Below are 20,420 nucleotides of genomic sequence, written 5' to 3' on the forward strand. Positions count from 1 at the left end.
GCCAAAGTGAAGTAAACGCGCGGTTTTATAGCCCCACATGGCATCCAGCGTATTGGCCAGCCGGTGCAGCAGCACCCCGTAGCCACCAAACAGAGCAAAGAAAAACAGGCTGGCAAAAATCGCATCTGCGCCGTTTTCTAAGGTGGATTCAAGGCCCGCTTTGGCAATGCCTGTGTTGTCTAATTCTGTGCAATTGCGGCTGACAATACGGCTAAGGGCCAGCCGTGCTGTGATTAAGTCGCCGGTGCTTAATGGCTTGGCGATGGCCCGAACATGTTCAAACAGGCTGCGTGCGCCAAGGGAAAACCACAGCGCTAAAGCGTCGGCCCACCAGCCTAGTAAGTGCTTTAACAAGGCAAAGACGGCGAGTGATGTGCCTATGAGTAAAAGCCACGCCAGCGCGCCTCGACAAATATTTAAGGCTTGCCAAAACTTCGTCATTCCCGCGAAGGCGGGAATCCAGCGGTGGTTCTGGATTCCCGATAAAAACATTTGGGGATGACGGTTTTCTGGGGGGAGGGGGCTGTTGCTTACCTGCAAGCGGCCAGCCAGATTAAAGCACCGCTCCAGCTTGGCTGCTAGCCAGCCAAAGCCCACCAGTGGGTGAAAGCGTTTAGGCTCGCCCAAGCAAAGTTCCAGCAGCAGGCCAAGGGCGAAGGCGAATAGCCAGTGAGCGAAGCTTAGATTTAGCATCAGCCGCGCTTCACCGGCATAGGTATTCCGGCGACAATCAGCGTGACATTTGCGGCCTGTTTGGCGATATCCTGATGCAAGCGGCCAGCCTCGTCCCTAAATAATCGGGCCAAGGGATTATCAGGCACAATGCCAAATCCCACTTCATTGCTGACCAATAAGAGCGTGCCTTGGTGTGCGGCAGCGGCGGCGATAAAGGCCTGTTTTTCTGTTGCCCAGCCCGCCATATCCTCCAGACAAAGCCAGTTGGATAACCAGAGCGTGAGGCAATCGATCACACAAAATTGATCTTGGCTTTGTGTGAGTGCGTCCGCCAGTTGCAGAGGTGCTTCTAGCGTTTGCCAATGTGCGGGGCGCTCGGCCTTGTGCCGCAGGATGCGTTCCTGCATTTCCTTGTCAAAAGCCTGAGCGGTGGCCAGCCAAAACACCGGCCCGTCGTGGGCCAGTGCTTTTGCCAGCGCGTAACTGCTTTTGCCGCTACGCGCCCCGCCTAAGATAAGCTCGGTGCTCAATATTGCCCACGTAAGTTGAGCATGGCGTTAATACCTTGTGTGCCATAGTCTTTTACTTGCTCGTACTCGGTATCAAATACATTGTTCACACGTGCTTGCAAAGACCATTCTTTATTGACTTGCCAGTTAGCGGAGAGATTGGTCAGCGCATAGCCTGCCAGTTGTTTTTTATTGGCTGGGTCGTCAAAACGCTTGCTCTGTGCTTGGATTTCGGCACGTAGCGTCCATGCGTTAAGGGTGAGTCCAGCGTAAGCCGTGCCGGAGTATTTAGCACGGCGGGCTAGTTCATTGCCCCTGTTTGCCCCGTTGGATTCATCGCTTGCATTCAGGTAGTCATAGCTAAAACCAGCCAGTATGCCATTAGCTTGCCAGTCTGCGGCAAGCGTTACGCCTTGCAGCTCGGCCTGAGCCACATTGGATGGAAGCCATCTGTAAGGGTCTGCAGCGGTTGGTGCTGGAGCCCATTGAATAAGATTTGATACTCGGTTTTTATAAACAGTTAAAGATGAACTGATTTCTTTACCATTGAAGCGAACAAATATTTCTTTATTGATTGATTCTTCAGGCAACAGATTTGGGTTGCCTAAGTTTGGCCAATATAAATCATTAAATGTTGGCGCTTTAAATGCGGTACCAAATGTTGTACCGACTTGCCAAGCATCAGTTAACTCTAAAGCAAAGGCTGCGCTACCGGTGTTTTTACGGCCTAGCAAAGAGTTGTCATCGCTGCGTACGTTTAATTGCACCGATAAAATATCGAGGTGCCCTAAGTAGCCAGCTTGCAGGCTGTTAATGCGGCGATGCTCTTTATCGTATTGCTGATCGCCGCTGACTTTTTGCTCTAAAGTTTCAGCCCCTAGCTGCCAAGTGCCCGCTTGGGTTTCAAAGTCATTCATCCATGACAACTGAGTCTGTGCTGTTTTGATCTGACTGACTTTATCGTGGTAGTCGTTGAATGCACGTGGGGTGAAGTTCTTATTATCATCGATGCTGTAAGCCAAGTTTAAGAGGCTATTCCAGTGGGCTGTTAGCTTGTTTTTGCTCCAGATGCTGGCGCTGCCGTTCTGGGTTTCATCACGATAATCATAGCTTTGTGCGCGTGCAACGTAGTTTGAATCACTGACATAACCATCCAGCTGATTTTTACCCCAAGCTTGTAAAAGATTGACTCCCAACTCGTGATCTTCATTAATACGGTGCTTTAGCGATAAAGAAACGCTGTTGTTTTCGTAGCCATCTTTATCATCAAAATAGCCAGGGTTTTTAGGATTGCTGATTGAGCTGATGCCATCTGTTTTGAAGTGCGCCAGATTGAGTGCATAGCGAGTATCGTCATTTCCCCCTGAAATGCCAGCGCTGGCACTGATGGTGTTATTGCTGCCATAGCCAAGTTCAACTTGTGGATGGAAGCCCTTTTTACCCTCTTTGGTAAAAATTTGAATCACACCACCGATGGCATCCGAACCATAGAGGCTGGCAGCGGGCCCGCGTAGTACTTCAATCCGATCGATCTGGCTAAGTGGAATATGTTGCAGCGCTGCTGTGCCTAATGTGGCAGAGCCAATTCGCACACCATCAATCAGTACCAAGGTGTGTTGGGCGCTATTGCCGCGTAAATAAATGCTGGTCGCTTTACCTGCTCCACCATTGCTTGATATCTGTACGCCAGGCTGGCGTGCCAGTAGCTCTGGTAGGCTAATAGTACCTGCGGTTTGAATGGCTTTTTGATCGATAACGGTCACATCGCCAATGACTTCTTTGGTCGTTTGCGGCAGGCGAGCGGCAGTGGTGACAACGGCTGGCAGCTGAATTGTTTCAGCATGAACACAGAGGCTTGCTGCAAGGCTAGTTAGTACAAATGGGGTGATACGGAATAACATTTCATCTCTCCTGATTGCCACACCCGCTGTGTGGCGCGATAGCAGCAAGGGGAGCAGGAGATGATGCATGGCAGATAAGCGCGATGAATCTCACCCGCTTCGTGCACCCTGCCGCGCGTTGGTTGCCTTTGCCGGTGGCAAAGGTTTAAGGCCGGTCTCCGGGCTGGCAAGTTGCTCTTGTTATAGAGTAAACATATCGCCTTCCTTTCTATTAATAAGAAAGTGGCATTGATGCGTTTTGACTTGCTTACCGTTGCAGGGGCAGCACAGGATTTAAACCTGTTTCCCGTTTCACTCGTGTTGAGCACCTTATAAAGGCGGGATTGTATACCTCCTTGTCATTCCTTGCCTTTCGGCTTTAAAACATATTCATTTTAGTTTTGGTAAGTATTTGGAATATGGCTGGGCACAGCAAAAAAAACGCCACGCAAAGAGCGTGGCGTTGATGAGTGTTTTGTCGTTTAGTGCTGCAAAATTTTCGATAAAAACTGCTGAGCACGCTCGGAGCGGGTTTGGTTAAAGAACTCGTCTTTGCTGGCGTCTTCCACAATATGGCCTTGGTCCATAAAGATCACGCGGGTGGCCACTTTACGGGCAAAACCCATTTCGTGGGTCACGCACATCATGGTCATGCCTTCGTGAGCCAGCTCAACCATTACATCCAGCACTTCATTAACCATTTCTGGATCAAGCGCTGAAGTGGGCTCGTCAAACAGCATGGCGATGGGGTCCATGGCGAGGGCGCGGGCGATAGCAACGCGCTGCTGCTGTCCACCCGAAAGCTGCCCTGGATATTTGTTAGCTTGGGCTTTTAGGCCTACGCGATCGAGTAGTTTTAGACCTTTTTCCATCGCTTCATCCATGCTGCGGCCTAGTACGCGTTGCTGGGCAAGGCAGAGGTTGTCGGTGATGGATAGGTGAGGAAATAGCTCAAAGTTTTGGAACACCATGCCCACTTTAGAGCGCAATTTAGGCAAATCAGTTTTAGGATCGCCCACCGAAGTGTCGCCGATCAAAATCTTGCCTGACTGAAAGGGCTCCAAGCCATTAACACACTTAATGAGCGTAGATTTGCCTGAGCCAGATGGCCCGCAAACTACAATCACTTCCCCTTTTTTTACTTCGGTGCTGCAGTCGGTCAGTACTTGAAAGCTACCGTACCATTTATTGACGTTCTGAATTGAAATCATACTGCTAACCTCTTTTGCAAACGGTGCTGAAGCATGGCGCCAGCGAGTGTATGGGTAACGCTACCGTTTTACCGGTAATCATACTGCAAGTTTTTTCTGCAAACGCTTCACAATCATGGATGCACTAAAGCTAATCAGGAAGTAAACCGCACCAGCAAGTAGTAAAAATTCATGCGGCTGGCCAACAATATCGCCTTTAGAGCGGGCGGTATTAAGGAAATCCATCAGGCCAACGGCATAAACTAAGGATGTATCTTGAAACAAGATAATGCTTTGCATCAGCAGCAAGGGCATCATTTTTCTAAATGCTTGCGGCAAAATAATTAAGCGCATGGCTTGGCTGTAATTCATCCCCAAAGCATAGGCGGCATTGGCTTGGCCTTTTGATATCGCTTGAATACCTGCCCGCACAATTTCGCAGTAATAAGCCGCTTCAAACATCATAAAAGCGATTAAACAGGAGGTAAACGCACCAATGGGGGTGGGTCTTCCGGTAACCCAGCCAATAATAAAGGGCACCATAAAGTAAAACCAAGTGATGACCAAGAGTAGTGGGATGGAACGGAAATAATTTACATAAAAACCAGCCAGTTTGGATAAAACTGGATTGCTCGACATACGTGCTAATGCCAACAAAGTACCTAGGGCCACGCCACCTAATACTGCAAAAAACAGCAGTTCCAGCGTAAGAATCATGCCTTCAATAAGGCCAGGCAGGGCTGGAACAATATTAGATAAATCCATTTTATTTCCCCCCCAGCGACATGAGGCCAGGCACGCTGGTTTTCTTTTCTACCCAGCGCATAAACATCATCAAGCTCATATTGAGCGTGAAATAAATAATGGTGGCTAGGGTAAAGGCTTCAAACAAATTAGCGGTAAATTCAGCCGTTTGTTTGGTTTGTGCCAGTAATTCCATGAGTCCAATTAAGGAGGCAACGGATGAATTTTTAAATACGTTTAAGAACTCTGAAGTGAGTGGTGGAATAATAATGCGAAAGGCTTGCGGCAATAATACGTGGCGATAAGTCTGAGCAATATTTAAACCCAGTGCATATCCTGCATTAACTTGCCCTTTAGGTAGAGCTTGAATACCGGTGCGAACCTGTTCACAAACCCGTGCCGAGGTAAATAAACCCAAGCAAACTACGACGCTGATAAAAGCCGATGTGGATGGTTTAATATCTTGTTTAAACCAAATTTGTAGTGATTCAGGCAGAAAATCTGGCACTAAGAAATACCAAATAAACAATTGCACGAGTAGTGGAATATTGCGAAATAGCTCTACATAGGCACTGGCAAAACCAGAAACCCAGCGATTGGGTAGTGTGCGTGCCACGCCCATTATCGTGCCTAAAATGAGTGCAATAATCCATGCTGATAAAGCCAGTGCAAGTGTCCAGCCAAGACCAGAAATAAACCAATCTAAATAAACTTCACTACCGATACCGGTGGGCTTAAAAAAAACGCCCCAATCCCAGTTGTAATTCATACGCTGTCTCCGAAGGTATCAGGGAGGCCCTAAAGCCTCCCTGATGTTTTTGGCTTAATAAAATCGGCCTTTTACATCTGTTCTGCGGATTTATCTGTTGGGCTAGCGATCAATTTTTTTAGATCTTCGCTCATTGGGAAATTAAGATTTAAGTTTTTTGGCGGAATTGGTTGGGTAAACCAGCGTGCATAAACGGCTTTGATACGGCCGCTCTTGTAAAGATCAACGATGGAATCGTCAACCAGTTTTTTAAACTGTGGATCATCTTTACGCAGCATGCAGCCATAGATTTCATTGGATTGGGCTGTACCGACAATAGCCCAATCTGCTGGTGATTTGGCTTTAGCAATTTCACCAGCCAACAACGCATCGTCCATCATAAAGGCCGCTGCACGATTGGATTCCAGCATCAGGAAGGATTCGCCATGATCCTTAGCACTGATGATATTCATATTCATTTTCTTTTCTTCATTCATCTTTTTAATCAGACGTTCTGAAGTAGTACCGGCGGTGGTCACCACGTTTTTACCAGCTAAATCGGCAAAGTCTTTAACGCCAGATTTTTTATTGGTGAGTAAACGTGTACCAATTTCAAAAATACCGTTAGAGAATGCAACTTGCTTTTGGCGCTCTACGTTATTGGTAGTAGAGCCACATTCCAAATCAACCGTACCATTTTGTACTAATGGGATACGTGTTTGTGAAGTCACTAGGTTATAGCGAACTTCAATAAATGGCATATTGAGTTTTTTCTTGATGGCTTCTGCAATGTGATTTGCTACTTCAACCGAGTACCCAATTGGGCGTTGGCTATTGTCTAGATAGGAGAAGGGAATGGATGAGTCGCGATGGCCTAGCACCAAAGTTTTTGTTTCTTTAATCTTTTTTAATGTACCGTTTAATTCTTCAGCTTGCGCTGTTGCGGTAAAAAGAGTCGATACAGCCAAAACAAGCAACAATTTCTTCATGAGTGTTCTCCATCAATAGCGGGGGATCTGTATTGCTTTCAGTATAGGCATGCTGAAAAAATAAGACCTGTGGGGATAATCCTTAGTGTTTCAAACAAAACGGCCCACAAGGGGCCGTTTTTATTATTGCTTACATATATTACTGCTGCATAGGCGCTAAAATCTGACGTAGAAATTGCTTTGCTCTGTCGTGCTGCGGGTTGGTAAAGAAGGTTTCTGGATGAGCGTCTTCTAAAACCACACCTTGATCAAGGAATAATACGCGGTCTGCCACTTCGCGGGCAAAGCCCATTTCGTGCGTAACCACCATCATGGTCATGCCGGATTCGGCCAAGGTTTTCATAACCTGCAACACTTCACCGATCATTTCTGGGTCGAGCGCAGAGGTCGGCTCGTCAAACAGCATGACTTTTGGGTTCATGGCTAGGCCACGGGCAATGGCCACCCGCTGCTGCTGCCCACCCGATAAGTTAGATGGGTAAGCGTGTTTTTTATCTGAAAGACCCACGCGTTCGAGCAGGGTGAGCGCCTGTGCTTCGGCGTCAGCCTTACTCATGCCTTTTACTTGAATTGGGGCAAGTGTGATGTTTTCTAGCACGGATAAATGCGGGTAGAGATTAAAGTGCTGAAATACAAATCCCACTTCGGCACGTAGCTTATTGATGTCGGTTTTAGGGCTGGTGACTTGCACGTCGCCAATCCAGATTTCACCGTCGTTGACGGGCTCTAGCTGGTTGATGGTGCGAATGAGGGTGGATTTACCCGAGCCAGATGGGCCGCAAACCACGACAACCTCGCCTTGTTTAACTTCAAGGCTGATATCTTTTAGCACGTGGTGGTCACGGCCATACCATTTATTTACATGATTAAATTTGATCATCGGCTTGGATTGGGTCATGACAAGAGGCCTAATTCTGTTAAGTATTGGGTGGTGTTGGCAAGGCGGGGAAACCCTAGGCTGACGTTTGGGCGGGTGAAACACCATATGCGCTAACTAAAATTACATAGAATCTTAACCGTGTATGAAATAGCGCCAAACCTTGAACCACAGAGAGAGTGAGGGCACAGAGGACACAGAGAAAGGCTCAATACAGGGCTTTATTTTCTCTGTGGATCTCTGTGGATCTCTGTGGGTTTATGTTTAATTAGCTGATTAATATCATTATTTTTTTGTTGGCGCACATGGGGTGAAACCCGTCAGACAAATTATCGGCCTGCTGCAACTAGGTAATTGCTGAGCGCCACATATTGCTCAAGCGTGACGTTTTCAGGGCGGCAGCCTGGGGGAATCGCTAGGGCTTCTAGCTCGGCATCGCTTACAAGGCTTTTTACGTTATTACGCAGTGTTTTACGGCGTTGACCAAAGCTTTGCGCCACCAGTTTCTGCAGGTGCTCGTAATGGGTCGCAACGCTAGGCAGCGTTGCCCAAGGCACCATACGCACGATGGATGAATCAACTTTGGGCGGTGGGAAAAAGGCCTCCGGTGGCACGTCGAATACGCGTTCCATATTAAAACGATACTGCAACATAATGCTGAGGCGGCCGTAGTCTGAGGTGGAAGGCTCTGCCACCATGCGATCGACCACTTCTTTTTGCAGCATAAAGTGCATGTCAAAAATAGACTCACCAAAGCTAGCTAGATGAAACAGCAGCGGGGTGGAAATATTGTAAGGCAAATTGCCGATCAGGCGAATTTTGCTACCAGGGGCGATTTGGGCCGCCAAAGCGCCAAAATCAAAGTTCAGTGCATCCACATTGTGGATCACTAGTTTTTCTGGGGAAAACTTTTCGGATAAATGCGCCACAATATCGCGGTCGATCTCTACCACATGCAAGATGTCGGTACGATCCATCAGCGGTATGGTGAGCGCGGCAAGGCCGGGGCCAATCTCAACGAGTACATCGCCTTTTTTGGGGCTGACGGAGTTGATGATGTCGTTGATCACGCTTTGGTCTTGTAAAAAATTTTGCCCGAAACGTTTACGGGGGATATGCGAAGAAGCCATTCATTATTTCCAGCAGCGCTCAAATCATAAAACGTGAACGCATAGTTTGATGGGTTTGGCGGGACAGCCCGCCGAAGTAAAAAACACGAGGGGGCAATTTTAGCCGCCCCATAAAATAATCAGTCTTGGCTGGCGCTTGCTAGCTCCATTGCCAACTGAGTGGCGGCAAGTAAGCTACCTGCATCGGCACTGCCTTTGCCTGCCAGATCAAGGGCGGTGCCGTGATCCACAGAGGTACGAATAATCGGTAGGCCAAGGGTGATATTGATGCCTGATCCAAAGCTCGCGTATTTGAGTACGGGTAGGCCTTGATCGTGGTACATCGCCAGCACGGCATCGCCAGAGGCGAGGATATTACGATTAAATAGGGTATCTGCGGGCAATGGCCCGATTAGCGTCATACCCTCCAGCCTGAGCGCTTCCAGTACTGGCGAGATAATTTCTACCTCTTCCATGCCTAAATGCCCAGATTCACCCGCGTGCGGATTTAGCCCCGCCACAATAATACGCGGCTGAGCAATGCCAAATTTAGTTTGTAGATCGCTATGCAAAATACGCAGTGTGGTGCTGAGCGATTCGGCGGTGATGGCGGCGGCCACGTCTTTCAGCGGTAAATGCGTGGTGGCGAGTGCCACACGCATTTCGCTACAGGCCAACATCATCACCACATGGGGAGTGTGGCTTAGCTCTGCAAGGTATTCGGTATGCCCATAGAAAAAACGCCCTAAGGCTGCGCCTTCATTGATCACCCCTTTGTGAATAGGGGCCGTCACCATAGCGGCAAATTCACCGCTTAGGCAGCCAGCGCTGGCTCTATCCAAAATATCGAGCACATAACGGGCATTGCCTGCATTGAGCTGGCCTGCGTGGCATTCAGCGCGCAGTGGGATATGTAAAACGCAGACGGCGGCCTTGCTATCTGGCGAGTAATCCGGCCAATTGCTGCTGATCTGGCATTGCTCTGCCCTTTGTTGCAGCAGGTTCTTATCGCAAAGAATCACTAGCTGGCAAGCAAGTGGCGCACCTGCTGCCAGCATGGCCGAGATTTCTGGGCCAATACCAGCGGGCTCGCCGCTAGTAATGGCGATGCGTAAGGGCTTACTCATCCTTTAAACGAAGATCCACAAAGGCACGGTCACGTTGCTGGCGGATCCAGTCTTCAAATTGTTCTTCGCTCTTGCGCTGTTTTAATTCATTGCGTACACGGAAACGCTCACGCTCTACGGTCATGTCTTTAGAGCGGCGTTCCAGCACTTGAATAATATGCAAGCCAAACGGCGATTGAATCACACCGCTGGTTTCATTGGGCTTGAGTGCGTTCATTGCGTTTTCAAACTCTGGCACGGTTTCGCCTGGGGTGAGCCAGCCTAAGTCACCGCCCTTGCTGGCGCTGCCATCATCGGAATAGAGGCGGGCGAGTTCTTCAAACTTGCTACCATTTTTTAGGCGATCTACCAGCTGGTTGAGGCGTTGGCGTGCATCATTTTCAGAAACAAGCTCGTTAGTGCGAATCAAGATGTGCCGTGCGTGAGTTTGCTCAACAATCGTTTTTTGTTCTTGGCTGCGTTTTTCTAACAGTTTCACAATGTGAAAGCCGCCTGGGCTGCGTACCAAGTCGGTGATTTCACCTGGTTTTAGTTTTTCTAGTAGCTGCGTAAAGGCAGGAGGCAGTGAGCCAGCCGCGCGCCAGCCTAGACTACCGCCACTAGTGGCATCCGGCGCGCTGGAGTAAACCGCCGCGATAGAGGCAAAGTCTTTGCCTGATTCAATTTCTTTGACTGCAGCGAGGGCACGGGTGCGCTTGGCGGCAATTTGCTCTGGGCTAGCGTTTTCTGGCAGCGGAATCAAAATATGCGCTAAGCGAAACTCTTGCTGCTCTTTGCCGTGATTAAGCTTGAGGTATTCGTCGATTTCGCTATCGCCAATAACAATACGGTTATCGATTTCGCGCTCTCTTAAGCGGCTAAGAGTGATTTCGCGGCGAATATCTTCACGAAATGATTTCCAGCTCGTGCCTTGCTTGGCCAGCGTTTCACGGAACTGCGGCAAGGACATTTTGTTTTGCTCAGCCATACGGCCAATCGCACGTTCTAGTTGGCTATCATCAATACGAATGCCGATTTGGTCGGCGTATTGAACTTGCACTAGCTCTAAAATCATCCGATCTAAAACCTGCTGTTTCAGTACGCTAGGCGAGGGTGGTGTGATTTGCTGGCTGGCCATGTTTTTTTGAATGCTGCTAATCCGCGCATCCAATTCTTGCTGGGTAATCGCACTTTTATTGACCACGGCAACAATGCGGTCAATGGTTTGAATGGATGCCGAGGCAATATGGGCAGTGCCGATCAGGGCAACGAGCGCTAAGGCGCGGGAAACGTGGCGCAGCTTCATATAATCAGTAGACCTTGCTGTAGGTATCGGTGTAACCAGGAATAGTTTGGCGAAGCACATCGATTGGATTGCTGCCTAAACCACCTAGCCCGCCCAATTCGAGTAGGGCAAAGAAGTTGGTATTGAATGTGCCGTCATTGGTAATGTAGCGTTGGGCCGCAAAGCGTAAGGCCCAGCAGCCTGCATTATATTCAACACCACCTAGAGTTTCCAAAGCCTTGTTGTCACGTAGGGAATAGTTGGCACGGCCAATGGCATACCATCCTCCCCCAAGTGGCCATTGGCCAGAGAAATCCAGTTGCTCAATATTGCTATTACTGTTGATCACATAGCGCATATTTAAAGCACGGAAAGCCCCTGGGCTCCAGCCAAGGTTAACATCGGAGCGAATGGTGCGATCGTCCTTGGCATTGTATTGCAGGCTGTAGCCCAGCATAAAATCACGCCATACTTGGCCGCTTACAGAGAGTAATAAATCTGAAGTGGTGGTTTCATCTGGGCGGCCTGGCGCATCTAAGGTTACTCTTTGCTCGGTAAAGTAAAAACGCTGGCCGATGGTGGCTCGAACGCGCTCAATCCCTGTGGAGGATTCATAGAGCCGAGATGAAAGCGCTAAAGTCAGTTGATTCGCGTCGTTGATACGATCATTGCCCGAAAACTGGTTTTCCGAAAACATTTGGGCAAATGAAAAATCAGTAATGGCCGAGTCAAAGTTAGGTAGCTTAGATTGGTCTCTATAAGGCACGTAGGCATAGTAAGCACGCGGCTCTAAGGTTTGCGTGTAGTCCTCGCCCCATAGCTGGCTTTCTTTTTCAAAGTAAAGGCCGCTATCGACGCTAAAAATCGGCACAACGCGGTTTTCTGTGCTGTCGAGCTGATTAGCGCCATTGGCACGTAATTGATAGCTGGATGCGTGCACGCTCAGTTTGGGTTTAATAAACCCATAGGAGTTATTAAACGGCATGCTTACTTCAGGCTTGGCCCAAACACGGGTGCCATTGATTTTGGTCGAGTGATTAAACTCGGTGGCTTCCCCTGCAATACTGAGCTGCAGGCCAGGAATCCACTCTGGATTGGCCGAAAACCCCAGTTGCGGCACGCGAGCGTAAGGCTCATCCACCGGGTTGGTGGTGCTTTGGATGGTTTGGAAGCGCTGCCAGCGACCAAAAGCCTGCCAGTTGTCTCCGCGATAACTGAGCACGGCTTCACGCGGTAGGTTGGTTTGGGAGGCCACACTTAAGCGGTCACCAAAATCGTTAAAGTAATCGTTATCCGATACTTTTTGTACATTTAAACTTAGCGACAGGCGTTCTGTCAGCGCTTGTTGGTGCTGAAATACAATACTGCTGCGATCAGAGCCAGAGACTGCATCACTGCTCAGCCCCTCTACTTTAAGCGTGCCAGCGTAATCGGGCTTCAGATAGCGAAACTCGCCGCCCAGCATTATCCCGCGGCGCGACATATAGCGCGGCGTTAGCGTGAAATCGTAATTAGGGGCGATATTCCAGTAAAACGGCGTGGAAAACTCAAAGCCATTACGGTTATTGGTGCTAAATGAGGGCGCTAAAAAGCCAGTTTGCCGATTGCTATTGAGTGGAAAATTCATCCACGGCATATACATAATCGGCGCGCCTTTGAATTCCAACCACGCACTATGGGCGATGCCCTTATTGGTGGTGTAATCCAGTTCTAGCTCATTCGCATGTAAAAACCACGCATTGTCACCAGGTTGGCAAGTGGTAAAACGGCCGTCTGATAGGCGATATTTATCATCGCCTTCAAATAATAATTTTACGGCATCGCCACGGCCCAAGCCTTGCGCCATCGCGTAATCAGGCTGGGTCAGCGAGCCATATTTGGTATCTAGCAGGTAATCCAGCTGATTACCTTTTAGCACGTCCCCTTGGCGCGTCATTTCGACTTGGTCACCCGCAGTGACGCGATTGGTCTTGTGATCGAATTTGGCCCATTCAGCGTTTACATCAAGATCGCCTCGGTGAAGTTGAACATTGCCTTTTGCCTCAGTCTGCCCTTGGGCTGTGCCGACGACGTTGTCGGCCTCGACTTCAATAGGCATAGGCTCGGCCGAATGCGCCATTGCACAATAGAGTGCAGCGGCGAGAACGGTAAGACGAAAATGAAATGGTATGTGGGGCGCGGACATGCGGCCATCAGGAGCTGATAGAATCCGCAGATTCTACTGCATTGCTGGCACTTACGACTATGACTAGAACAGATTCACTTCATTGCTGGTTGACCGAAACCCTTGGTGAGGCTCCACTTTCCTTAGAAATGGCTGCCGTTGATGCCAGTGTTCGCTGTTATTGGCGCGCTGTTTTTAGCGATCGCAGCCTGATTATTATGGATGCCTTGCCTGATGTTTTTGACTGCCAGCCTTTCTTGCAGCAGCAGCAACGCCTTGCCAGCGCTGGCTTGCCGGTACCTGTGGTGCTGGCGCAAAACTTAGCGCAAGGCTGGGTACTGCTGGAAGACTTGGGCACTCAAACGCTTGCCAGCCTGATCAATGCAGATAACGCGGCCAATTATTACCGCCAAGCAATCGCGCTGTTGGTGCAAATGCAAGTCAACACCCCTGCCGAGCAGTTGGCCCCATTTGATGGCGCATTTATGCAACGTGAAATGGATATTTGCCGCGAATGGTATTTTGGCCATCAGTATGGCGTGGTGCTGGAAGGTAAAGATTTGGCGGTTTGGGAGCGTAGTTGCGCGCTGATTGTGGCAAATAATCTGAGCCAGCCCACCTTATTTATGCATCGTGATTTTCACTCTAGAAATATCATGGTGCAAGACGATGCACTGCGCCTGATCGATTTTCAGGATGCGGTACTTGGCCCGATCACTTACGATTTAGTCTCGCTGCTAAAAGACGCTTATCTCGCTTGGGATGAGAGCTTTGTGCTCGATTTAGCTATCCGCTACTGGGAGCAAGCACGTGCCGCCGGCTTGCCAGTGCATGAAGACTTTGGCGATTTTTACCGTGCCTTTGAATGGCAAGGCCTGCAGCGCCACCTTAAAATTTTGGGCCTGTTTGCTCGGCTGAAAGCGCGTGATGGCAAAGAGCAATATCAGGCCGACATCCCCCGCGTATTTGAATATGTGCGCAAAGTTTGCTTGCGTTATAGCGAGTTAACCCCGCTGGGACGTTTGCTGCTTAATCTGCACGGCGAGCCGGTGGCCACAGGGTTTACTTTCTGATGAAAGCGATGATTCTTGCCGCAGGGCGTGGTGAGCGGATGCGTCCCTTTACCGATACCTGTCCTAAACCCTTGCTAGAAGTCGGTGGCACACCGCTCATAGTCTGGCATTTACGCCGTCTTGCTAAGGCTGGGATTACCGATGTAGTGATCAACCACGCTTGGCTGGGTGCCATGATAGAAGAGCGCCTAGGTGACGGCAGTAGCTACGGCGTAAATATCCGGTATTCAGCCGAAGAAACCGCGCTGGAAACAGCGGGGGGGATTGCCAAGGCTTTGCCGCTATTGGGGGATGAGCCGTTTGCCGTGATCAATGGTGATATTTTTACTGACTATGATTTTGCTAGGTTGCCAACGATTGCTCAAAATTTGGATGAAAACCTAGGGCATTTAGTCATGGTAAAAAAAGCGGATTACCCTACTGGCCGTGATTTGGCGATTAATGCCCATGGCAAGGCAACGCTATGCGAAGAGGGCGATCAGGCCATGACGTTTGCAGGCGTGGCGGTTTATCGCCCTGCGTTTTTTGCAGACATTGTTGCTGGGCAAGCCGCAGCGCTCCTTCCTTCGCTTATGGGCAGCATGGAAAAGTCTCAGTTGCAGGCCGAGTCATTTTCTGGGCTGTGGCTGGATGTGGGGACGGTGGAAAGGCTGAATCAGGCAGATGCCATGCTTAAGGCGGGTTTGGCTTAAATAAATATCGGATACTCCCGCCCCGTGTATTTATTTAGCACAGCGACGGGGCCTTACCGGCCTGTAATCGCTGTGCGTTTTTTGATTTAGATCAAAAAAACGCATTTACCTGCTTTCATCGTAAATAGAACCTTTTTAAGTTACAGCGATAGGAATAATATTGATAGTGGTTCGTATTCAAGGATGAGTACGATATATATCGCTGTTTTTCCTTAGCATAAAGGTGTGTTTATGAAATATCTGGTCCCTGCGATTGCGCTGGCGCTGTCTGCTCAAGCCTACGCTGCAGAATATCCAATTGGTAAGCCTACGATTAAAAATGGCATGGAGTTGGCGGCGGTTTATTTGCAGCCGGTTAAAATGGAGCCGGATGGCATGATGCGTAAGGCGGAAGCTTCGGATATCCACCTTGAAGCCGATATTCACGCCGCTAAAGGTAATCCAAATGGCTTCGGTGAAGGCGAATGGATGCCGTATTTACTGATTAAGTACGAGCTGCAAAAAGTGGGTAGCAAGAATATCATCAAGGGCGATTTTATGGCCATGGTAGCGAGCGACGGCCCGCATTATGGCGACAATATCAAGCTGGAAGGCCCAGGTAAGTACAAACTGAAATACACCATCTTGCCGCCATCCGAAAACCCACACGCGCACTTTGGCCGTCATGTGGATAAGGAAACCGGCGTTGCGCCTTGGTTTAAGCCTTTTGATCTGAACTATGAATTTACCTATGCCGGAACAGGCAAAAAGGGCGGTTATTAATATCGCCTGATTCAAGGCCCTCAGCTTTGCAGCCGACTGATATTCAGTTCAACAGGCTGCTGGCTGGGGGCTTTGTGCTTTCTTGTGGCTTAAATTTTTGTTGGTTTATGGGATGGAGTTTTTATGCGACGTATTGTGGTGGCTTTGTTAAGTACATGCAGCCTGATGGCGAGTGCCGATGATTTGCTGACTTTTAGGGTGGAGCTAAACGATGGCAAGGTCACGCCAACGCGCATTGAGGCACCTGCAAAAACCAAATTCAAGCTGATTTTAGTGAATAAGGGCAAGTCGCCGGCTGAGTTTGAAAGCCTGCCGCTGCGCAAAGAAAAAGTCCTCGCCCCCGGCGTTGAATCCTTCGTGGTGATTCAGGGCGTATCGGCGGGTGAATATATTTTCTTTGATGATTTCCACCCGCAGGCGCGGGGTGTGATTGTGGTGAAGTAAGGGCTCAAATCCAACTCTATCAAGGTAAGCGAAATTTTTTTCGTAGGGTGGGTGCAACCCGCGAGCCATGCTGAAAAATACGCGGGTTTCATCCCATATGTGCTAACCAAAGTCAAAAGCCTTTTTTATTAATGCCTTCGGCACGTTAATTTAGGTGCGGGCGTCCCCGCAGGGACTCACTTTCTTGAACGGCCAAGAAAGTAAGCAAAACCGCAACCTCAAAAACACGAAAGCCTCTCGCTGCGGATAATCGGCTCGGCGAAAAAGGCTGCTCGGGAGCAAGCCCGCTACCCCTTTTCCGAAACCCCGAGCCGCTTATTCCTCGTGTCGCGGCTTCAAGGGGGATTAAAGCCCCGTGCCACGATAGAGGGAAGTTTTGGGTTACAAAGGGTTTGAAAATACTTAAAACCTTATAAAAACGCCTTAATTCAAAACCTGTTTTTCTCCGTGTCCTCCGTGGTTCAAGATTTAGGTTTTTGTCTTATATGTTGTTGCAATTTTTTAAAGGTTAAAGACTATGGAACAAGTCGCATTTATTGTCTGGCGTGAAAGTGTAGAAGCGCTGCTGGTGGTGGGGATTTTATATGCGTGGTTGCGCGCCAATCCGGTGGCGGGCCAGCGGGGTATGGCCTATCTCTGGGGCGGTGTGGGCCTTGGTTTGGTGTTGTCGGGCTTGCTGGCGCTGACGCTATTGGGTGTTTCCAGTTGGCTGGATGATACGGCGCAGGAGTATTTCCAGGCTGCGATGCCCTTAGTGGCTGCTGCGCTGATTGTGCAGATGGTGGTGTGGATGCGTAAAAATGGTCGCAGTCTTAAGCGTGAATTAGAAGGCGGCCTTGCCAGTAATGCGGCGGAGAAAAACTGGTGGGGCTTGCTGTTTTTGGTGGCGCTCGCTGTGGCGCGGGAAGGCAGTGAAACCGTGGTGTTTTTATACGGCAGCGTGGCCGGTAGCAGCAATGGTGGATCGCTTGCGCTGGCGGGCCTAGGTGGTTTTGTGGCGGCCTTGGCAACCTTCCAGCTTTTGCAATTGGGCGGCAAATATATTTCTTGGCGTTGGTTTTTTAAGATTACTGAAATCTTGCTCTTGCTTCTGGCTGGTGCAATGTTGAATTCAGGAGTAGAGCATTTGATTGGCATGGGTGTTTTGCCTGCGATGATTGATCCGCTTTGGGATAGCTCGGCTTGGCTAGATGAAAGTATGGGCGTGGGTAAATTACTGGCCGATTTTGCAGGCTATCGTTCGCACCCCGCTTTATCTTTGCTGGTGATTTGGAGTAGTTATTGGATTGCAAGCACTTGGCTGCTGCGCCGCGTGAGTCGTACAGGGCAATGACTATTTTGAATTCGCGTACCGCTCAGTTCGGTAACTTTTTAAGGGACCACGCGCATTGGCTGCGCAAGCTGCAATGGGTAGTGGTGTTCTTTTATTTATTTCTGCTGATTGTCCCCACCATGGTCAGCTTGCCTGATGAAAGCGCGCGGGTTTTTAATCATCTGGTGATTTTTGCGCAGTTTGCATTTTGGGGGATTTGGTGGCCGTTTGTGCTGATCTCCATGCTGCTGATGGGCCGTGTCTGGTGTGGCTGGTTTTGTCCGGAAGGCATGCTGACAGAATGGGCCAGTGAGCGCGGGCGCAATCATCCTATCCCCCGCTGGATACGCTGGCAGGGTTGGCCCTTTGTGGCTTTCGCCTGTACCACCGTCTACGGCCAGCTGCTGAGTGTTTACCAATATCCGCTGGCGGCGATGTTGGTGCTGGGCGGATCAACGGTGGGGGCGCTGGGAGTGGGTTATTGGTATGGGCGCAGCAAGCGGGTGTGGTGCCGTTATCTCTGCCCAGTGAATGGCGTGTTTAACCTGTTAGCCAAGTTGGCTCCTTGGCATTACAAGGTGGATGTGGGCGCTTGGAAAACACCGCAGCAGAAAGTGATTCCGGTTAACTGCGCGCCGCTCGTGCCGATGCGCAATATGCAGGGCGCTACCGAATGCCATATGTGCGGGCGTTGCAGTGATTATCGCGGCGCAATTGCCTTGAGCGTGCGCTCTCCAGAAGCCGAAATCACCCAAGTTGCCAAGGGTAGCGGCTGGGAAACCGTGCTGATCTTATTTGGCCTGATGGGGCTGGCGGTGGGAGCGTTTCAGTGGACAGCAAGCCCGTGGTTGGTTGAGGCCAAGCAGCTGATAGCGGAGTGGCTGGTAAACCACGATATTTTCTGGCCGCTAGAAGCCAATGCGCCGTGGTGGATTCTGACGCATTACCCTGAGGTGAACGATAGTTTCTCTTGGCTAGATGGCGGTCTGATCGTGGCCTATATTGGCTGCAGCATGTTGTTTTTGGGCGGTAGCCTGTATCTGTGTTTAAAGCTGGCAGATTGGATTTTGCCCAAGCGAGATGCTTTAAGCGTGCATAAGCTGACTCAATCCTTTATCCCTGCTGCGGCTTGTGGCGTGTTTTTAGGCTTGTCGGCGCTTACGGTTAATTTACTTAAGCATGAAGGCGTGGCAACAGCATGGGCACCTACCGCCAGAGCAGTGTTATTAAGTATGGCTTTGTTATGGTCGCTTAGATTATTTTGGCGTTTGGCTAGCCAACGTACGCTGCAATGGTGGCCACGTTTAGGTGCGTTGGCATTGGCAAGTTTAGGCTTGGCTTTATATGGCTGGGCTTGGGTCTTATTGTTTTTTGTTTGGGCTTGAGTCGTCTGAAAAAACAGCAGGCTCTTTGATCTTACACATTGAGTTCTGCTGCACCGCAACCTAAGCTGGAAGAACGATCTTAAGGGGACGGCGATGTCAGATTTAAATTTTTTTGCAGAACAATCACAGCGTTATGCCGATTTACAGCACAAATTAAGGCAGTCGACCGATCCTTTTGGCCTGATGGCCAGCTCGCGCAAAGCGCAGCAAGCGTGGTTGCAAAACCCACAGGCCCTATCTAATGTGCTGTTTCGTTACGTGAATGACGTCACTAAATGGCAATCCTTTACCGCGCGGCGCTTTTGGGGCGAGGCGGATAGCGATGTTTTTCCGCCTCATCCAGAAGACGTGCGTTTTGCCGACCCCATCTGGAGCGATAACCCTTTTTGGGATGGCATTAAAGAGTGGTATTTGCTCAATACCCATTGGCTGCAAGATACGCTCTACGCCACGCCTGATATGGGCGAGCACGAAAGAAACCGTAGTGCATTTTGGCTGCGGCAAGTGCTCAATGCCGCAGCGCCAACCAATTTCTTACTGACTAATCCCGTGGCCATTGCCAAGGCATTAAGTACCAACGGTGAAAGCCTAGTCGCGGGGTTTAAAAACTTTAAGGAAGATAAAGCACGTGGTGATATCAGCATGACTGATATGAACGCGTTTAAGGTGGGTGAAAACCTAGCCACCACGGCGGGAGCGGTGGTGTATCGCGGCCGCTTGCTGGAAGTGTTGCATTATGAAGCCACTACGCACACGGTGCACAGTGTGCCGTTGGTGCTGGTTTCCCCTTGGATTAATAAGTATTACATCCTTGATATTAATGAGAAAAAAAGCTTGGTGAAGTATCTAACTGACCAAGGTTTCTCCGTATTTATTACTAGCTGGAAAAACCCCGATGGCAGCATGCGCGATGTGGCTTTTGATGATTATTTAAGCGATGGCGTGGCGCAAATTATTAAAGTAGCGCAAGAAATCAGCGGCAGCGAGCAGGTGCATTTGCTTGGCTATTGCTTGGGAGGCACGCTGGTGGCAACTTATCTGGCGTGGGCAAATCGGCAGATGCCGGGCAAAGTGCCGGTGGTTTCCGCAACCTTACTCACCACGCTAACTGATTTTGAATACCCAGGTGATATCGAAGTCTTTTTGGATGAAGAAGGCCTCGATTTTATTGATAGCGTGATGGAGAAAAAAGGCTATCTGGATGGCAAAGATATGGCTGCCTCATTCAGAATGCTGCGCTCCAATAGCCTAATCTGGAATTACTGGGTGGATAATTACCTACTAGGCCAAACGCCGAGTGAATTTGATGTTTTATATTGGAATATGGATTCCACTCGTATGCCAATGAAAATGCATCGCACCTATTTGCGCGAGTTATATTGGAAAAATAAACTGGTTCAGCCTGATGCTTTAGAAATCTGCGGGCAAAAAATAGACTTAGGCCAAATTAAGCAGCCACTCTTTATGGTGGGCGCG

General features: G+C 49.4%; 19 protein-coding genes and 1 riboswitch. Of the genes, 7 read left to right on the forward strand and 12 right to left on the reverse strand.

Annotated elements, in window-relative coordinates; translation table 11 throughout:
* From Q0R17_RS19025 to Q0R17_RS19080, 12 genes are all read right to left on the reverse strand, one after another.
* The coding region (locus Q0R17_RS19025) for a cobalamin biosynthesis protein (RefSeq protein WP_293937953.1) at positions 1-693 on the reverse strand (693 nt) is incomplete at its 3' end.
* A complete protein-coding gene (gene cobU / locus Q0R17_RS19030; RefSeq protein WP_293937954.1) occupies positions 693-1,205 on the reverse strand; it encodes a bifunctional adenosylcobinamide kinase/adenosylcobinamide-phosphate guanylyltransferase in 513 nt (170 codons plus the stop codon). The genes Q0R17_RS19025 and cobU, both read right to left, overlap by 1 nt.
* Positions 1,202-3,085, reverse strand: a complete 1,884-nt coding sequence (locus Q0R17_RS19035) for a TonB-dependent receptor domain-containing protein (protein ID WP_293937955.1) — start codon at positions 3,083-3,085, stop codon at positions 1,202-1,204. The genes cobU and Q0R17_RS19035 overlap by 4 nt, the downstream gene beginning before the upstream one ends.
* 131 nt (positions 3,086-3,216) lie before the next feature.
* A riboswitch (cobalamin riboswitch) is annotated at positions 3,217-3,412 on the reverse strand.
* A gap of 134 nt (positions 3,413-3,546) precedes the next feature.
* Positions 3,547-4,275, reverse strand: a complete 729-nt coding sequence (locus tag Q0R17_RS19040) for an amino acid ABC transporter ATP-binding protein (RefSeq protein WP_293937956.1) — start codon at positions 4,273-4,275, stop codon at positions 3,547-3,549.
* Positions 4,276-4,353: 78 nt separating this feature from the next.
* The gene (locus tag Q0R17_RS19045) at positions 4,354-5,019 is read right to left on the reverse strand and encodes an amino acid ABC transporter permease (protein ID WP_293937957.1); all 666 of its coding nucleotides are present in this window, start codon (positions 5,017-5,019) and stop codon (positions 4,354-4,356) included.
* 1 nt (position 5,020) lies between these two features.
* On the reverse strand, positions 5,021-5,767 hold the full coding sequence (locus tag Q0R17_RS19050) for an amino acid ABC transporter permease (RefSeq protein WP_293937958.1): 747 nt from the start codon (positions 5,765-5,767) through the stop codon (positions 5,021-5,023).
* A 71-nt stretch (positions 5,768-5,838) separates the two neighbouring features.
* Positions 5,839-6,735 carry a glutamate/aspartate ABC transporter substrate-binding protein gene (locus Q0R17_RS19055; RefSeq protein ID WP_293937960.1) on the reverse strand — a complete coding sequence of 299 codons (897 nt, stop codon included), beginning with the start codon at positions 6,733-6,735 and terminating at the stop codon, positions 5,839-5,841.
* A gap of 139 nt (positions 6,736-6,874) precedes the next feature.
* Positions 6,875-7,615 (reverse strand): amino acid ABC transporter ATP-binding protein, encoded by a 741-nt coding sequence (locus Q0R17_RS19060; RefSeq protein WP_293937986.1) that lies wholly within the window; start codon positions 7,613-7,615, stop codon positions 6,875-6,877.
* 326 nt (positions 7,616-7,941) lie between these two features.
* Entirely contained in the window at positions 7,942-8,742 is an 801-nt protein-coding gene (gene rsmA, locus Q0R17_RS19065) for a 16S rRNA (adenine(1518)-N(6)/adenine(1519)-N(6))-dimethyltransferase RsmA (protein WP_293937962.1), read from the reverse strand.
* A gap of 119 nt (positions 8,743-8,861) precedes the next feature.
* Complete coding sequence (gene pdxA, locus Q0R17_RS19070) at positions 8,862-9,848, reverse strand: 4-hydroxythreonine-4-phosphate dehydrogenase PdxA (RefSeq protein WP_293937964.1); 987 nt, start codon at positions 9,846-9,848, stop codon at positions 8,862-8,864.
* Positions 9,841-11,133, reverse strand: coding sequence for a peptidylprolyl isomerase (locus Q0R17_RS19075; protein WP_293937966.1), 1,293 nt, complete (start codon positions 11,131-11,133; stop codon positions 9,841-9,843). Before Q0R17_RS19075 ends, pdxA begins: the two co-directional genes overlap by 8 nt.
* A gap of 4 nt (positions 11,134-11,137) precedes the next feature.
* Positions 11,138-13,297, reverse strand: a complete 2,160-nt coding sequence (locus tag Q0R17_RS19080; RefSeq protein ID WP_293937968.1) for an LPS-assembly protein LptD — start codon at positions 13,295-13,297, stop codon at positions 11,138-11,140.
* A gap of 59 nt (positions 13,298-13,356) precedes the next feature.
* Between Q0R17_RS19080 and Q0R17_RS19085 the strand changes: the two genes are divergently transcribed.
* The 7 genes from Q0R17_RS19085 to Q0R17_RS19115 all read left to right on the forward strand — a co-directional run.
* A complete protein-coding gene (locus Q0R17_RS19085; protein WP_293937970.1) occupies positions 13,357-14,349 on the forward strand; it encodes an aminoglycoside phosphotransferase family protein in 993 nt (330 codons plus the stop codon).
* On the forward strand, positions 14,349-15,041 hold the full coding sequence (gene murU / locus Q0R17_RS19090; protein WP_293937972.1) for an N-acetylmuramate alpha-1-phosphate uridylyltransferase MurU: 693 nt from the start codon (positions 14,349-14,351) through the stop codon (positions 15,039-15,041). Before Q0R17_RS19085 ends, murU begins: the two co-directional genes overlap by 1 nt.
* Positions 15,042-15,272: 231 nt before the next feature.
* Positions 15,273-15,803, forward strand: coding sequence for an iron transporter (locus tag Q0R17_RS19095; RefSeq protein WP_293937974.1), 531 nt, complete (start codon positions 15,273-15,275; stop codon positions 15,801-15,803).
* A 123-nt stretch (positions 15,804-15,926) separates the two neighbouring features.
* Entirely contained in the window at positions 15,927-16,247 is a 321-nt protein-coding gene (locus Q0R17_RS19100) for a cupredoxin domain-containing protein (RefSeq protein WP_172476528.1), read from the forward strand.
* Between the two features lie 517 nt (positions 16,248-16,764).
* On the forward strand, positions 16,765-17,580 hold the full coding sequence (locus Q0R17_RS19105; protein WP_293937980.1) for an FTR1 family protein: 816 nt from the start codon (positions 16,765-16,767) through the stop codon (positions 17,578-17,580).
* The gene (locus tag Q0R17_RS19110; protein ID WP_293937982.1) at positions 17,577-18,944 is read left to right on the forward strand and encodes a 4Fe-4S binding protein; all 1,368 of its coding nucleotides are present in this window, start codon (positions 17,577-17,579) and stop codon (positions 18,942-18,944) included. The genes Q0R17_RS19105 and Q0R17_RS19110 overlap by 4 nt, the downstream gene beginning before the upstream one ends.
* A gap of 93 nt (positions 18,945-19,037) precedes the next feature.
* Positions 19,038-20,420 (forward strand): alpha/beta hydrolase (locus Q0R17_RS19115; protein ID WP_293937984.1); only part of this gene is annotated, 1,383 nt, incomplete at its 3' end.

The sequence above is a fragment of the Iodobacter sp. genome (assembly GCF_025352645.1).
Taxonomy (GTDB): domain Bacteria; phylum Pseudomonadota; class Gammaproteobacteria; order Burkholderiales; family Chitinibacteraceae; genus Iodobacter.

What these genes read in the sequence shown, in the direction of transcription:
- murU (WP_293937972.1), top strand. Translation starts at nt 14,349, where the DNA reads ATGAAAGCGATGATTCTTGCCGCAGGGCGTGGTGAGCGGATGCGTCCC.
- Q0R17_RS19075 (WP_293937966.1), bottom strand. Translation starts at nt 11,133, where the DNA reads ATGAAGCTGCGCCACGTTTCCCGCGCCTTAGCGCTCGTTGCCCTGATC.
- rsmA (WP_293937962.1), bottom strand. Translation starts at nt 8,742, where the DNA reads ATGGCTTCTTCGCATATCCCCCGTAAACGTTTCGGGCAAAATTTTTTA.
- Q0R17_RS19060 (WP_293937986.1), bottom strand. Translation starts at nt 7,615, where the DNA reads ATGATCAAATTTAATCATGTAAATAAATGGTATGGCCGTGACCACCAC.
- Q0R17_RS19105 (WP_293937980.1), top strand. Translation starts at nt 16,765, where the DNA reads ATGGAACAAGTCGCATTTATTGTCTGGCGTGAAAGTGTAGAAGCGCTG.
- Q0R17_RS19100 (WP_172476528.1), top strand. Translation starts at nt 15,927, where the DNA reads ATGCGACGTATTGTGGTGGCTTTGTTAAGTACATGCAGCCTGATGGCG.
- Q0R17_RS19055 (WP_293937960.1), bottom strand. Translation starts at nt 6,735, where the DNA reads ATGAAGAAATTGTTGCTTGTTTTGGCTGTATCGACTCTTTTTACCGCA.
- pdxA (WP_293937964.1), bottom strand. Translation starts at nt 9,848, where the DNA reads ATGAGTAAGCCCTTACGCATCGCCATTACTAGCGGCGAGCCCGCTGGT.
- Q0R17_RS19085 (WP_293937970.1), top strand. Translation starts at nt 13,357, where the DNA reads ATGACTAGAACAGATTCACTTCATTGCTGGTTGACCGAAACCCTTGGT.
- Q0R17_RS19095 (WP_293937974.1), top strand. Translation starts at nt 15,273, where the DNA reads ATGAAATATCTGGTCCCTGCGATTGCGCTGGCGCTGTCTGCTCAAGCC.
- Q0R17_RS19050 (WP_293937958.1), bottom strand. Translation starts at nt 5,767, where the DNA reads ATGAATTACAACTGGGATTGGGGCGTTTTTTTTAAGCCCACCGGTATC.
- Q0R17_RS19080 (WP_293937968.1), bottom strand. Translation starts at nt 13,297, where the DNA reads ATGTCCGCGCCCCACATACCATTTCATTTTCGTCTTACCGTTCTCGCC.
- Q0R17_RS19040 (WP_293937956.1), bottom strand. Translation starts at nt 4,275, where the DNA reads ATGATTTCAATTCAGAACGTCAATAAATGGTACGGTAGCTTTCAAGTA.
- Q0R17_RS19035 (WP_293937955.1), bottom strand. Translation starts at nt 3,085, where the DNA reads ATGTTATTCCGTATCACCCCATTTGTACTAACTAGCCTTGCAGCAAGC.
- Q0R17_RS19045 (WP_293937957.1), bottom strand. Translation starts at nt 5,019, where the DNA reads ATGGATTTATCTAATATTGTTCCAGCCCTGCCTGGCCTTATTGAAGGC.
- Q0R17_RS19110 (WP_293937982.1), top strand. Translation starts at nt 17,577, where the DNA reads ATGACTATTTTGAATTCGCGTACCGCTCAGTTCGGTAACTTTTTAAGG.